14 protein-coding genes and 1 tRNA gene are annotated in these 12,871 nt (G+C 64.9%); 9 read left to right on the top strand and 6 right to left on the bottom strand.

The window, feature by feature from the left end; translation table 11 throughout:
- Window positions 1–109 precede the first annotated feature (109 nt).
- Together pal and TQ38_RS14385 are read left to right on the top strand one after the other, a co-directional pair.
- Window positions 110–649 (top strand): peptidoglycan-associated lipoprotein Pal, encoded by a 540-nt coding sequence (gene pal, locus TQ38_RS14390; RefSeq protein WP_082057530.1) that lies wholly within the window; start codon window positions 110–112, stop codon window positions 647–649.
- A gap of 150 nt (window positions 650–799) precedes the next feature.
- Complete coding sequence (locus tag TQ38_RS14385) at window positions 800–1,333, top strand: J domain-containing protein (protein WP_043971782.1); 534 nt, start codon at window positions 800–802, stop codon at window positions 1,331–1,333.
- A gap of 221 nt (window positions 1,334–1,554) precedes the next feature.
- On the opposite strand, the gene infC is transcribed toward TQ38_RS14385, so the two are convergent.
- The 3 genes from infC to TQ38_RS14370 form a co-directional block, all read right to left on the bottom strand.
- The gene (gene infC, locus TQ38_RS14380) at window positions 1,555–2,076 is read right to left on the bottom strand and encodes a translation initiation factor IF-3 (RefSeq protein WP_043971391.1); all 522 of its coding nucleotides are present in this window, start codon (window positions 2,074–2,076) and stop codon (window positions 1,555–1,557) included.
- A 256-nt stretch (window positions 2,077–2,332) separates the two neighbouring features.
- Window positions 2,333–2,635, bottom strand: coding sequence for a hypothetical protein (locus TQ38_RS14375; RefSeq protein ID WP_043971389.1), 303 nt, complete (start codon window positions 2,633–2,635; stop codon window positions 2,333–2,335).
- Window positions 2,636–2,815: 180 nt separating this feature from the next.
- Window positions 2,816–2,906 (bottom strand) — tRNA-Ser (locus tag TQ38_RS14370).
- 78 nt (window positions 2,907–2,984) lie between these two features.
- On the opposite strand from TQ38_RS14370, the gene TQ38_RS14365 reads away from it, so the two are divergent.
- Window positions 2,985–4,001 (top strand): peptidylprolyl isomerase, encoded by a 1,017-nt coding sequence (locus TQ38_RS14365; protein ID WP_052505562.1) that lies wholly within the window; start codon window positions 2,985–2,987, stop codon window positions 3,999–4,001.
- An 8-nt stretch (window positions 4,002–4,009) separates the two neighbouring features.
- Window positions 4,010–4,327, top strand: coding sequence for a DUF1905 domain-containing protein (locus TQ38_RS14360; RefSeq protein WP_043971778.1), 318 nt, complete (start codon window positions 4,010–4,012; stop codon window positions 4,325–4,327).
- Window positions 4,328–4,527: 200 nt separating this feature from the next.
- Here the strand turns inward: TQ38_RS14360 and TQ38_RS14355 are convergent, their stop codons facing one another.
- Window positions 4,528–6,621 (bottom strand): bifunctional (p)ppGpp synthetase/guanosine-3',5'-bis(diphosphate) 3'-pyrophosphohydrolase, encoded by a 2,094-nt coding sequence (locus TQ38_RS14355; RefSeq protein ID WP_043971387.1) that lies wholly within the window; start codon window positions 6,619–6,621, stop codon window positions 4,528–4,530.
- Between the two features lie 314 nt (window positions 6,622–6,935).
- Between TQ38_RS14355 and TQ38_RS14350 the strand changes: the two genes are divergently transcribed.
- The 5 genes from TQ38_RS14350 (at window position 6,936) to rutA (ending at window position 10,577) form a co-directional block, all read left to right on the top strand.
- Entirely contained in the window at window positions 6,936–7,415 is a 480-nt protein-coding gene (locus TQ38_RS14350) for a PilZ domain-containing protein (RefSeq protein ID WP_162792254.1), read from the top strand.
- Window positions 7,416–7,472: 57 nt separating this feature from the next.
- Window positions 7,473–8,204, top strand: a complete 732-nt coding sequence (gene rutB / locus TQ38_RS14345) for a pyrimidine utilization protein B (RefSeq protein WP_043971381.1) — start codon at window positions 7,473–7,475, stop codon at window positions 8,202–8,204.
- A 3-nt stretch (window positions 8,205–8,207) separates the two neighbouring features.
- Window positions 8,208–8,591: a pyrimidine utilization protein C gene (gene rutC / locus TQ38_RS14340; RefSeq protein ID WP_043971378.1), complete on the top strand. Its 384-nt coding sequence runs from the start codon at window positions 8,208–8,210 to the stop codon at window positions 8,589–8,591.
- 135 nt (window positions 8,592–8,726) lie between these two features.
- Window positions 8,727–9,512 (top strand): pyrimidine utilization protein D, encoded by a 786-nt coding sequence (rutD, locus tag TQ38_RS14335; RefSeq protein ID WP_043971376.1) that lies wholly within the window; start codon window positions 8,727–8,729, stop codon window positions 9,510–9,512.
- Between the two features lie 3 nt (window positions 9,513–9,515).
- The gene (rutA, locus tag TQ38_RS14330; protein ID WP_043971374.1) at window positions 9,516–10,577 is read left to right on the top strand and encodes a pyrimidine utilization protein A; all 1,062 of its coding nucleotides are present in this window, start codon (window positions 9,516–9,518) and stop codon (window positions 10,575–10,577) included.
- Here the strand turns inward: rutA and TQ38_RS14325 are convergent.
- Window positions 10,574–11,887, bottom strand: a complete 1,314-nt coding sequence (locus TQ38_RS14325; protein ID WP_043971372.1) for an MFS transporter — start codon at window positions 11,885–11,887, stop codon at window positions 10,574–10,576. The two genes, rutA and TQ38_RS14325, sit on opposite strands and share 4 nt — an antisense overlap.
- Window positions 11,888–11,967: 80 nt before the next feature.
- A complete protein-coding gene (gene hemF, locus TQ38_RS14320) occupies window positions 11,968–12,831 on the bottom strand; it encodes an oxygen-dependent coproporphyrinogen oxidase (protein WP_043971369.1) in 864 nt (287 codons plus the stop codon).
- Window positions 12,832–12,871 lie beyond the last annotated feature (40 nt).

Raw genomic sequence — 12,871 nt, 5'->3', positions numbered from 1 at the left:
TTTTTACGGATTCGTTGGCGCCCGTTCAGGATAACTGTGTTAAATATTGAACGGAACTACAGACCATGCCGGCCATTCTAGGGGGCTGAGCAGCATAGGAGACCGCCTGATGCCTTCCATTCTCACGTTTGCCCGGATGAACCGCGCAGGAACCGTGGCTATTGTCGTCGCCGGTGCGCTGGCGCTCTCGGCTTGCGGCAAGAAAGCCCCTGCACAGCTTCCGCCCGAGCCGGGCCCGGCCACCTCGACGACCGACTCCAACAACTCGTCGATGGGCGCCGTGGCAGGCAGCCAGGCAGATTTCGTCTCGAAGATGATGGGGTCGGACACGATCTACTTCGCGCTCGACAAGTCCGACGTCGATGCCGAAGACCAGCAGGCGCTGTCCAAGCAGGCGCAGTGGCTGATGCAGTACCCTGCCAAGCGCGCGACCATCGAAGGTCACGCGGACGAGCGCGGCACCCGTGAATACAACCTCGCGCTGGGCGAGCGCCGGGCCAACTCCGCCAAGAACTACCTCATCAGCCTGGGCGTCGATCCTTCGCGCCTCTCGACCGTCAGCTTCGGCAAGGAGCGCCCGATCGCGCTGGGTTCGGACGAACAGTCGTGGGCGCAGAACCGCCGCGCCGTGACCGTCACGATTGACTGATCGGGCGCTGGCCGAACGATTGATGCCCGTCGGACCCGGGAGGCAGTTGCTGCTTTTCGGGTCCGAAACATGCCTGCGCCGCGCTGATTTCGCGCCGAAATGGCGGGCAGGGGTTGCATCGCCGTCGAGTCGCGGCTTATCGCCCCTCGGATGAGCCGCGTACGTCGATCATCTGACTGGGGATTCCCTCGCTGGCGCGGCTATGGCAGCTCGCGCGATGCGGCGCAGGTGCGTCTATGCGACCGCCACGGGTGCAACGATCCGGGCAATTGCCCCGCACCCAAGAGCCCGAACAACCCTGACCGCTGGTATTTCTGCCAGAAACACGCCGCCGAATATAATTCTGGGTGGGACTATTTCGCCGGCCTCGACGCCGAAGAAGCGGCCATGCGCGAGGCGCAGGAGCGTTCGGACTTTTCCGGCTTCAAGGAAACGGCGCATTACGGCTGGACCGGCTCGGGCGACGGCTCTCGCAGCGGCGATGAACTGCGCGCGCTCGAAGCGCTGGGGCTGGACCCCGATGCGGATTTCGATGCGGTGAAAAAAGCCTGGCGCAGCCGCGCGAAGGAAGTGCACCCCGATGTGCGACCGGGCGATGCGGAAGCTGCCAAGGCCTTCCAGATCTATCAGGTCGCCTACGAAGTCCTGCGCGCGGCCGAAGACCGCCGCGAGTGGAAGGGCTAGGCGCCGGGCCGCTTAACCGCGCGCGCCGCGATGGCGGAGCTGCTTTTTCGACTTTTCACGAACGACGGCCTGGTTCTCCGGGCCGCGCGGGTTGGCTTAACCTGCGCCCGGCCGTGGCTTGCTGCCGCAGCGCCGAGTGTAAGCGCCAGGGTAAATCCAGCGAGAAAGGGCGCAGCCAGCGGCCGCGCCCTTCGTATCCCGTCTGATCGGGAGCCATCGCCTTACTTGGGCGAGAGCACCATCAGCATCTGGCGGCCTTCCATACGGGGATAAGCCTCGATCTTGGCTATCTCCTCGCAGTCGGTCTGGACGCGGCGCAGCAGGTCCATGCCCAGCTGCTGGTGCGAAAGTTCGCGGCCACGAAAGCGCAGGGTGACCTTCACCTTGTCGCCATCGTCGATGAAGCGATGGATGTTGCGCATCTTCACGTCATAGTCGTGGTCATCGATGTTCGGACGCATCTTGATCTCTTTGATCTCCTGCGTCTTCTGGGTCTTGCGCGCGGCATTGGCCTTTTTCTGGGCCTCATACCGGTACTTGCCTACATCGAGGAACTTGCACACCGGCGGATCGGCGTTGGGCGACACTTCGACCAGGTCGAGGCCTACGCCGTTCGCCTGTTCGATCGCTTCGCGCGTGTACATGACGCCGAGGTTTTCGCCTTCATGGTCGATAACCCGGACTTTGTCCGACTGGATCATGTTATTGAACCGCGGTCCACTCTTGACCGGTGGCGTCATCATACGCCGGGGAGGGGGTGCTATAGATGTTCTCCTGAATCGTTATAGTCGCGTGATCGGATTCGGGCGTCATTAATGCGATTCGCGGCGCTACGCAAAGCGGGAAATCGCACTAACGGATATGGGCCCCGGACCAACGTATCGGCCACATGGTCTATATAGGGTCGCAGCGCCCATTTTTGAATGGGTTGGCGGCATTTTTCGGCGCTGACGATGGAATGAAGCGCCCGCGCGCCACGGCCGCAACGACGTTTTTCCCTTAGCCGCTTACGTGGATATCCGGGTTCGGGCGGCGGATGCTGGCGAAGATACCCTCCACCCACCCGTCCATTCCATCGGCATAGGCGCTCTGCAGCGCGTGAAGGGTGCTTGCGGCAGGGCCTTCGAATTCGACGGCGCCGTCGGCCCCGTCGCAGTCATGCAGAATGAAGCGCCCCGCGCCGGTGTAAGTGAGGATGCAATTCTCGAACGTGCAGCGGTGAAATTCCGTTCCGTCGATCCTGACGCGCTCGTTGGCGAAAACCTTGTCCGAGACGAGTTTCAGTAAAGCAGGTGCATTCATGTCGACTAACCCCCTCATCGGTGGCGAGGACAACATGATTACAGAATTGCAAGGCGGGGAATATCCAGCTTTTTGCGAATGTTGCTGCGATGCAACAACCGCTTGAAAGCTGATGGAGATTTGCTTGCGGGAGCCGCTGTTCCCGGCAGATCGGGCCAGGGCTGATTGCAGATAAACTGCTGGCGGAGCGGGAGGGATTCGAACCCTCGATACGCTTTTGGCGTATACTCACTTTCCAGGCGAGCGCCTTCGACCACTCGGCCACCGCTCCGCATGCACTGGATAGGCGCTGGCCCCTAGCGCGGGCTGTGGGGTTTCGCAAGCGGTGTGAGGGTGGCATGAAGGGCCAATGCGCATATTTCTTTCCGGGCTGGCCTTTGTCGGCCTTTTTGCCTCACCTCCGGCGGCGGCAGACGCTCCCAAGCCATTGACGCCGAGCGATATCGTCGCGGCAGCCCCGCAGGCCGACTGGTCGCGCATCGCGCCAGCGGACCTCATGGTGATGGACCTTGCCCCGGACGCGAAAGGGCGCGCCCGGCGGGTGGTCATCCAGCTGATGCCGGCGCCGTTCTCGCAAGGGTGGACCGGGAACATCCGCAAGCTGGTGGCCGCGCGCTGGTTCGACGGGATCGCCGTGGTCCGGGTTCAGGACAATTACGTCGTGCAGTGGGGCGACCCCGATGGAGAGACGCCGGGCAAGGCTAAGGCGCTGCCGCAAGGTCTGACTGCCAACCGCGAGCAGGACTACGCAGCGCAATATGGCGCCGCTTTCAAGCCACCTGAAAAGAAGGGCGGTGCAGGCTATATCCTGTCGCCGGAAGGGCGAATGCAGCGCTTTCTTGCCATGGCGCCGGGCAATGATCCCTTTGCGCCGGGGACAGGTATCCTGGAAGGTTGGCCCATCGGCCTTCAGTCGCAGGAAAAGGGCGGCGATGCGGCTGTCCGAACCGATGTCTGGCCCGTCCACTGCTACGGCATGGTCGGCGTGGGCCGCAACGTTTCGCCGGACACCGGCACTGGCGCGGAACTCTATACCGTGATCGGACAAGCGCCGCGCCAGCTCGACCGCAACATAGCGCTGGTCGGGCGGATCATCGCGGGCATCGAAAACCTCTCGTCGCTACCGCGCGGGACGGGAGCGCTGGGCTTTTACGAAACGGCGCAGGAGCGCACGCCGATCGTCTCGGTAAGGATGGGCGACGAGGTTCCGGGGCTGCCGGCCTACGAGTACCTTTCCACGGGCAGCTCCAGCTTTGCATCCTACGTCCTCAAGCGGGCGAACCGGAAAGACGATTTCTACATCCGGCCGGCGGGCGGCGTCGACGTGTGTAACGTCCAGGTGCCGATTCGCGAGGCAAAGCGATGAGCGGGGTGATGACGGAGCAACTGACGCACACCGGCCCGCTGTGGCGCTGGACGGGCGGCGCGAACAACGGAACCTGGCACTTCCTCACCATCGACGGCGCGGCGGGGGAGGCGCTTTCGGGCACCGCGATCATGCGCAAGCTGGAAGGCGTGTCGCGCGGTTTCGGCTCGCTGAAGGTAAAGGCACGCATTGGCGGGACCGGCTTTGCGACCTCGGTGTTCCCGAGCAAGTCGGACGGAGGATGGCTGCTGCCGGTCAAGGCAGCGGTGCGCCGGGCGGAAGACCTTGTCGAAGGGGATGAAGTGGAAGTGTTTCTGGAGGTTTGAAGAAGACCTGGGGCCATCGCCCCAGACCCCTTAATTGTCGAGGTTCCGCGCGCAGCTTCGATAGAGCGCCCACGGTGAGCCGGGAGACATCATAGCCTCCGGCGGCAAGGAGCGCGCAAGGCAACTGCGCGCGCTACGACGACAGTAAAGGGGTCTGGGGCGATGGCCCCAGGTCTTCCCTTTTTAACGCCGTCTTCCCCTTAAATCCGCTCCGCGTCGGCAACCGCCTCGCTGGCTCGCAAAGCCCCGGAAATCCGCGTCAGGTGTGCGAGGTCGGACACTTCGAGATCCACTTCGTATGTGCCGAAGGGTTCGTCGCGCTGGGTCATCTGCAGGTTGGTCACGTTCGCGCGGTTGCTGGCGAAGATCTGCGTCACTTCGGCCAGCGTGCCGGGGCGGTTGTAGAGCACCAGCCGCAGGCGGCCGACGGCGCCGGTGGTACGTTCGCCCCAGGACAGGTCCAGCCAGTCTGCATCGACGCCGCTGGCGAGGGTCATGCAGTCGATCGTGTGGACTTCCACCTTGTGATCCGGGCGGCGCAGGCCGACGATGCGGTCGCCGGGGACGGGGTGGCAGCATTCGGCCAGTTCGAAGCCCATGCCGGGCGTCAGGCCGCGGATCGAAATCGCGCGTTCGGCGCGGGTCCATTCGGGGTCTTCGGGCAACTGGGCGGTGCTGCCGGGGACCAGTGCCTCCATTACCTGCCGGTCGGTGAAGCGGGCTGAGCCGATGGCGAACATCAGGTCTTCCTCATCGCGCAGGTCCAGCCTTTCGATCGCGCCGGAAAGGGCTTTCTTGCCGATGCGCTGAGGCAGGCGGCCGGCGATTTCGTCGTAGAGCTTGGAGCCGATCTCGGCGACTTCGGCGCGTTCCTTGGCGCGTACCGCGCGGCGGATGGCGGCGCGGGCCTTGCCGGTGACGACAAAGCCCAGCCAGGGCAGCTGCGGTTCGGAGGTGGGGCTCTTGATGATGTCTACGACGTCGCCGTTAGCGAGCTGGGTGCGCAGGGGCACATGGCGGCCGTTGATCTTGGCGCCGACGGCTGCGTTGCCCAGGTTGGTGTGGACGGCGTAGGCGAAGTCCACCGTGGTCGATCCCTTTGGCAGCTGGAACAGCGCGCCCTTGGGAGTGAAGGCGAAGATACGGTCCTGGTAGATCGCCAGCTTGGTATGTTCGAGAAGTTCCTCGGCGTCGTGGCTGGCATCGACGATTTCGATGAGGTCGCGCAGCCAGCCGACCTGTCCGTCGGGACGGGCGCCGCCCTGCTTGTAGGCCCAGTGCGCGGCGAGGCCGAATTCGTTGAGGCGGTGCATCTCGCGGGTGCGAATCTGCACTTCCATGCGCATCGAGCGCTGGAAGATCAGCGCGGTGTGCAGCGACTGGTAGCCGTTGGACTTGGGGGTGGAGATGTAGTCCTTGAAGCGGCCGGGGATCATCTGCCAGGCTTGGTGGAGGACGCCCAGCGCCTTGTAGGTGTCCTCGACACTATCCGTAAGAACCCGGAAGGCCATGATGTCGGTGATCTGCTCGAAGGTCACGTGGCGCTCGGCCATCTTGCGCCAGATCGAGTAGGGGTGCTTTTCGCGGCCGGAAACCTCGACGTTGAGGCCGGCTTCGGCCAGCGCCTGCTTGATCGACAGGGCAATGGCGTCGACCTGTCCGCCTTCCTGGCTGCGGATCTGGGCGAGACGGCCGGTGATCGTGGCGTAGCCTTCCGGCTCCAGCTGCTCGAAGGCGAGCAGTTGCATCTCGCGCATGTATTCGTACATGCCCACGCGCTCGGCCAGCGGCGCGTAGATATCCATGGTTTCGCGGGCGATGCGCTGGCGTTTCTCCGGCTTCTTGATGAAGTGGAGGGTGCGCATGTTGTGCAGCCGGTCAGCCAGTTTCACGAGCAGGACGCGCAGGTCCTCGCTCATCGCCAGCAGGAACTTGCGCAGGTTTTCGGCCGCGCGCTCGCTCTCGGTCATCGCCTCGATCTTGGAGAGCTTGGTCACGCCGTCGACCAGCCGCGCCACGTCGGGGCCGAACAGCTTCTCGATCTCCTCGATCGTGGCCAGCGTATCTTCCACGGTATCGTGGAGCAGCGCGGTCATGATCGTCTGCTGATCGAGTTTCAGCTCGGTCATCAGGCCAGCCACTTCTACCGGGTGGCTGAAATAGGGGTCTCCGCTGGCGCGCTTCTGGCTGCCGTGTTTCTGCACGGTATAGACATAGGCGCGGTTGAGCAGGGCCTCATCGGCCTCCGGTGCGTATTCCTTGACGCGTTCGACGAGTTCGTACTGGCGCAGCATGCTACCCTTTCATGTCAGGATTTATTGCAGCGCGACAAGGGGGAAGGGGGCTGTTGCAATCTTTGCAACGGAAAACCGTATGGCGATCATTCGCGATCTTGGCCTGAAACAACCTGCCATCGGCAGGAAATTCAATCGATTTCAGCGTTAAAATACGGAAGGGATTTGTTAACCATCCGAAAAGCACCGGGCGGCAAAATGACGTCGGACCGGAGCCGCCACGCCTACCCCCCGCCGACGCGCCTCCGGTCCGAACCGATCGACCAGACCTGGTTCACACCGGGAAGGCGAATTCGCAAAGGCGCATGAACGACATGGCAGACCCCGATGAGCTTCACTCCGGCACGGACGCCGAATGGCTGAAGACCGCCGCGCTGCGCACGCCGCATGTCGCTGTCGCAGAAGGCGTTGGCGAAGGGGAGGGGGAGCGCCTTCACCGCTCTCCGCGTGTGCGCACCCTGATCCGTGCCGTGATCGGGGGCGAGGGGCGGTCCGGGCAGGACGTGATCGTGCGCAACGTGTCGCCCGGCGGCATGTGCATAGCCTCGCGCACCCTGCTCCCCAACTGCGGCGATACCCTGCGCGTGGCGCTGCCCGGCCAGGTGGACCTCAGGGCGGAAGTGCGCTGGGTGGGGGACGGCGAATTCGGTATCCAGCTGCTCGGCGGGATGGACGTGGGCCTCATGCAGGCGACCAACCGTCGGCGCAATGCCGGTTTTGCCGCCGCGCTGGAACGACTGCTGGGCGTGCGCCCGCACCGGGAACGCACTTCGTCGGGGCTGCGTGCCTGCTGAAATCCGGCGTTCTCAAGGCGGGTTGACCCCCATTCGCCCCTGCACAATAGTGTCCGGGTGAGCGATACCATCGTCGACCCCGCCCCCGCATCTTCCGGCCCCTCTGCGGTTCTTTCCGCGCGGCCCGAAGCGATCCGGCTCGATCCCGCCACCACCGCCGTCATCGTCGTCGACATGCAGAACGCCTATGCGACCAAAGGCGGCTACGTGGACGAGGCAGGCTTCGATGTCGGACCTGCCGCTGCCGTGATCGGCCGCGTCGGCGCCGTGCTGGACACGGCGCGGGCGGCGGGCATGACCGTGGTGTTCCTGCAGAACGGCTGGGACCCGGACTATGTCGAGGCGGGCACGCCGATGTCGCCCAACTGGCACAAGTCCAACGCGCTCAAGACGATGCGCAAACGGCCCGAACTGGCCGGCAAGTTCCTTGCCCGCGGCGGCTGGGATTATGAACTGGTCGATGCGCTGACGCCCAAGGACGGCGACCTGCGCGTTCACAAGCCGCGCTATTCCGCGTTCTTCAATTCGCAGCTCGATGCGGTTTTGCGCGCGCGGGGCATCCGCACGCTGGTGTTCACCGGCATCGCCACCAACGTCTGCGTCGAATCGACCCTGCGTGACGGCTTCCACCTCGAATATTTCGGTGTGCTGCTGGAAGATGCGACCCACCATCTGGGGCCGGACTTCATCATGCAGGCCACCGTTTACAACGTCGAGAAATTCTTCGGCTGGGTCAGCACCGTCGCCGATTTCCAGACCGCCGTGAGCCAGCTTCCGCTAAAGGAGTGACCGTTGCCCTTCGAAGCCATCAACCCGCCGCAGTTCCCCGCGCCCATCGCGCCCTATTCGGCCGGGGCGAAAGCGGGCGGCACGCTTTATGTATCGGGCATGCTGGCGCTGGGCGAAGGGGGCGCGGTGCTTCACGTAGGCGATGCGGCGGCGCAGACGCGCCATGTGCTGGAGGCCATCCGCATCACGGTCGAGGCGGCCGGCGGCACCATGGCGGACGTGGCGATGAACCACATCTTCCTCAAGGACATGGCTGATTACGCCGCCTTCAATGCCGTCTATGCCGAATACTTCCCCGGTGACAAACCGGCGCGCTACTGCATCAAATGCGATCTGGTGAGGCCGGACTGCCTGGTCGAGATCGCCTCGGTCGCGCATCTTGGCTGAGAGGGCGGCGGCCTGGCGCTGGGGCTTCGACAAGCTCAGCCTGAGCGGGTTTGGCAGCGATGTGCCCGCAATGTGCCAGACCAAGAGCGATGCGCCCTCAAACCCGCTCAGGCTGAGCTTGTCGAAGCCCTCCGCATGACGGACACCGGAACCGACCTCCATTACGAATCCCACGGCCCCGAAGGCGCGCCCGTACTGATCCTGTCGAGCGGCCTTGGCGGCGCGGGAGGGTACTGGGCGCCCAATCTTGCGGCGCTGTCCGAAAACCACCGCGTGCTCACGTACGACCAGCGCGGCACCGGGCGCAGCGACCGCGCCTTGCCGGAGACGACTTCGATAGAGGCGATGGCGCAGGACGTGACCGCGCTGATGGATGCGCTGGGCATCGAAAGCGCGCATTTTATCGGCCACGCACTGGGCGGCATGATCGGCATCGAGGCGGCGCTGCTGTCCGGCCGGATCGATAGGCTGGTGGTCGTCAACGGCTGGCGCAGCCTCAGCCCGCATACGCGCCGCTGCTTCGAGGCGCGGCTGGCGATCCTGCGCGGGGCAGGGGTGGAAGCCTTCCTGCGCGCCCAGCCGCTGTTCCTGTTCCCGCCCGACTGGATCGCCAGCCACGATGCCGAGCTTGAGGCGGAGTTCGCGCACCACCTTGCCGGCTTCCCCGGCGCGGAAACGATGGAAAAGCGCATCGCCGCCGTGCGCGCCTATGCTCCTTCGGCGGAGCGGCTGGCGAAGCTGCGGGACGTGCTGGTCATTGCCACACGCGACGATTTTCTGGTGCCGCATGCGGCTTCGCTCGATCTGGCGGAGCCGATCCCCGGCGCCGATGTCGCCACGTTCGAGTGGGGCGGACACGCGTGCAACGTCACCGATCCAGCCGGTTTCAACCGCCTCGTTCTCGGTTTTCTCGGGAGTTAATCCATGCAAGTCGGCGTTTTCGTGCCCATCAACAACAACGGCTGGCTGATCAGCACGACCTCGCCGCAGTACATGCCCAGCTTCGATCTCAACAAGGAGATCGCCCTGCGCGCCGAGAAGTATGGCCTCGATTTCCTGCTCTCGATGATCAAGCTGCGCGGTTTCGGCGGCAAGTCGGAGTTCTGGGAATATGGGCTGGAGAGCTTCACCCTGATGTCTGGCCTTGCCGCCGTGACCGAGAAGATCAAGATCTACGCCACCTGCCCCACGCTGATCATCCCGCCCGCTTTTGCGGCGCGCATGTGCAATACGATCGACAGCATCAGCCACGGCCGTTTCGGGCTGAACCTCATCACCGGCTGGCAGCCGCCCGAGTACACCCAGATGGGCCTGTGGCCGGGTGAGGAGCATTTCCGCAATCGCTATCAGGTGCTGGACGAATACGCCCGCATCCTGCGCGAATTGTGGGAGACCGGCCGGTCTGACTTCAAGGGCGAGCATTACACGATGGACGATTGTCTGGTGCGGCCAACGCCCGGCGGCGACATGAAGATCATCTGCGCCGGGTCTTCTGATGCGGGCCTGGCCTTTTCGGCCAAGTGGGCGGACTATGCCTTCTGCCTGGGCAAGGGCGTCAACACGCCCACCGCCTTCGCCTCGAACAATGCGCGCCTGGCGAAGTTCACCGCCGAAACCGGGCGCGACGTGCAGGTCTTCGTCCTCGTCATGATCATCGCCGCGGAAACCGACGCCGAGGCGCAGGCGAAATGGAAGCTCTATAACGACGGCGTCGATATCGACGCGATCTCGTGGCTGGCGGATCAGGGCGCCAAGGACACCGTCAACACCGACACCAATGTGCGCCAGCTGGCCGCCCCCGAAGGCGCGGTGAACATCAACATGGGCACCTTGGTCGGCAGCTACGAGACAGTGGCCAAAATGCTCGACGAGATGGCCGAGGTGCCCGGCACCGGCGGCGTTCTGCTGACCTTCGATGACTTCGTTGAAGGGGTGGAGAACTTCGGCACCCGCATCCAGCCGCTGATGAAAAGCCGGGCGGTCTAGCGCCCGTTCCCATCACCCGAAACCGGGATCAAGGCTGACGCACTACCCTGATCCTTGCCGGGCCGGGTCTCTCGCATGGTCAGCAGCACCGGTAGCACGCCCAGCGCCACTGCCGCGATCATCACCCCTGGGGCGACGGTTGAGCCGGTGCGTTCGGTCAGCACCTGGGCGAGCCACGGCGTCAAGCCGCCGAACAGCGCGGTTGCAGTGGTGGCGCCCAGCGCGAGGCCGCTGAGGCGCCCCTCGGCGGGCATCTGCTCGGCGGTCGTCACCGCGCCCACAGCGCTGACGCCGCCCGCCAGCATCGCCAGCACTACCGCGCCCAGCAGAGCCTCGCCTGAGGATGCGCCCGCAAGCAGGCGGAACAGCGCACAGGGCAGGCCTGCGCATAGCACCGCCAGCACGATCAGCACCGGGCGGCGGCCCCAGCGGTCGGAAGCGATGCCGACGAACGGCGTCACCACGATCACCGCCAGCGCGGCCACGGTGGCCAGTTGCAGCGCCTGCGCCTCGGTCAAACTGCCCGCTGACGTCAGGTATACCGGCACATAAGTGATGCCGACGTAGTAGGTGATCGATCCCAGCGCCGAGATCGCGAAACCGCGCAATATCCCTGCCCGGTGTTTGGACAATGCATGGCCCAGCGGGCGCTCGGCAAGCGTTCCGGCATCGCGGCTGGCTTCGAATTCCGGCGATTCGTGCATGGCGGCGCGGGCGAAGAGGATGGTCGCGGCCAGGCCTGCGCCGAACAGGAAAGGGATACGCCAGCCCCAGCTGTCCAGCGCCGGAGCGGGCAGCAGCGTGACGGTCAGCGCCGCGATCCCTGCCGCCAGCAGCGCGCCGATCTCGCTGGTCGCTGCCGCCAGCGAAGTCACCAGCCCGCGCCTGCGCACCGGCGCGCCTTCGAGCAGGTAGGCGACGACGCCGGTGTATTCTCCCCCCACCGCGAAGCCCATCACGCAGCGCAGCGCCAGCAGCAATATCCCCGCAAGAGGCCCGATCTGCGCGGCGGTAGGCAGCATGGCGGTGAGCAGCATGGCCACCGTCATCAGCGCCATCGACGCCAGCAGCGTTGCCCGCCGTCCGTGACGGTCGCCGAAATGGCCGAAGACCATCGCGCCCACCGGCCGCATGAGATAGGCGACCGCAAAGCCCGCCAATGTCGCCAGCACGCCGCCGTGTCCTTCGAAGAACACCCGCGACAGAACGGTGGCGAGATAGAGGAACAGGGTGAAGTCGTACCACTCCACCACGGTCGAGAGCGCCGCAAGGGCAAGCGAGCGGCGGTCGAGATGGCGCGGAGCTGTCATCGGGCAAGCGTAACGGCGGTGCCGGGCCGGGGCAACCGTGGGTGAGTTCGCCGTCGTCCCGGATCACGTCCGGGACTGTGTCAGCTCCAGGTCGCCTCGGGCGGCAGGCTCATCAGGATGGCGTCGATGTTGCCGCCGGTCTTCAGGCCGAACAACGTGCCCCGGTCGTAGACGAGGTTGAATTCCGCATAGCGCCCGCGCCATTCCAGCTGCTGTGCCTTGTCGGCGGGGGTGAAGGCCATGCCCATGCGGCGGCGTACCAGCTTGGGGAACACGGCCAGAAACGCCTCGCCCACTGCGCGGGTGAAGGCGAAGTTGGCTTCCCATGCGGCTTCGTCGGCGCATTCGAGGTGGTCGTAGAAGATCCCGCCGACGCCGCGGTGGACCTTGCGGTGAGGGATGTAGAAATACTCGTCCGCCCAGGCCTTGTAACGGTCGTAATAGCCGTCGCCATGGGCGTCGCAGGCGGCCTTGAAGGCGGCGTGGAACTCGGCCGTATCCTCGTCATAAGGCAGGGGCGGGTTGAGGTCGGCGCCGCCGCCGAACCATGCCTTGGTGGTGGTGAGGAAGCGGGTGTTCATGTGCACGGCGGGGGCGTGCGGATTGGCCATGTGTGCGACCAGGCTGATGCCGGTGGCGGAAAAAGCGTTCTGTTCGGCCGAAGCGCCGTTGATGGTGGCGGCGAAGTCCTTCGCCAGCCCGCCCGACACGGCGGAGATGTTGACGCCCACCTTCTCGAACACGCGGCCCTTCATCAGGCCGCGCGTGCCGCCGCCGGTTTCCGCGTCCTCGCCTTCGAGCGCCGCGCGTTGCCACGGGGTATATTCGAACACGGCGTCAGACCCGGCCTCGCGCTCGATCGCTTCGAATTCCGCGCAGATTGCATCCCTCAGGGATCGGAACCAGTCGCTGGCGCGCGCGGTGAAGGGGGTCCAGTCAGTCATCCGAGGTCCTCATGGCAGGGCTTGCCCTTTGCTTGCGCGG

Source organism: Novosphingobium sp. P6W (assembly GCF_000876675.2).
Classification (GTDB): Bacteria; Pseudomonadota; Alphaproteobacteria; order Sphingomonadales; family Sphingomonadaceae; genus Novosphingobium.
The sequence above is the reverse complement of the archived record's forward strand: the minus strand, read 5'-3'. Positions and strand labels throughout refer to the sequence as shown.

Coding starts and splice junctions, on each gene's coding strand:
- pal (WP_082057530.1), top strand. CDS start 110: ATGCCTTCCATTCTCACGTTTGCCCGGATGAACCGCGCAGGAACCGTG.
- TQ38_RS14385 (WP_043971782.1), top strand. CDS start 800: ATGAGCCGCGTACGTCGATCATCTGACTGGGGATTCCCTCGCTGGCGC.
- infC (WP_043971391.1), bottom strand. CDS start 2,076: ATGATGACGCCACCGGTCAAGAGTGGACCGCGGTTCAATAACATGATC.
- TQ38_RS14375 (WP_043971389.1), bottom strand. CDS start 2,635: ATGAATGCACCTGCTTTACTGAAACTCGTCTCGGACAAGGTTTTCGCC.
- TQ38_RS14365 (WP_052505562.1), top strand. CDS start 2,985: ATGCGCATATTTCTTTCCGGGCTGGCCTTTGTCGGCCTTTTTGCCTCA.
- TQ38_RS14360 (WP_043971778.1), top strand. CDS start 4,010: ATGACGGAGCAACTGACGCACACCGGCCCGCTGTGGCGCTGGACGGGC.
- TQ38_RS14355 (WP_043971387.1), bottom strand. CDS start 6,621: ATGCTGCGCCAGTACGAACTCGTCGAACGCGTCAAGGAATACGCACCG.
- TQ38_RS14350 (WP_162792254.1), top strand. CDS start 6,936: ATGGCAGACCCCGATGAGCTTCACTCCGGCACGGACGCCGAATGGCTG.
- rutD (WP_043971376.1), top strand. CDS start 8,727: ATGACGGACACCGGAACCGACCTCCATTACGAATCCCACGGCCCCGAA.
- rutA (WP_043971374.1), top strand. CDS start 9,516: ATGCAAGTCGGCGTTTTCGTGCCCATCAACAACAACGGCTGGCTGATC.
- TQ38_RS14325 (WP_043971372.1), bottom strand. CDS start 11,887: ATGACAGCTCCGCGCCATCTCGACCGCCGCTCGCTTGCCCTTGCGGCG.
- hemF (WP_043971369.1), bottom strand. CDS start 12,831: ATGACTGACTGGACCCCCTTCACCGCGCGCGCCAGCGACTGGTTCCGA.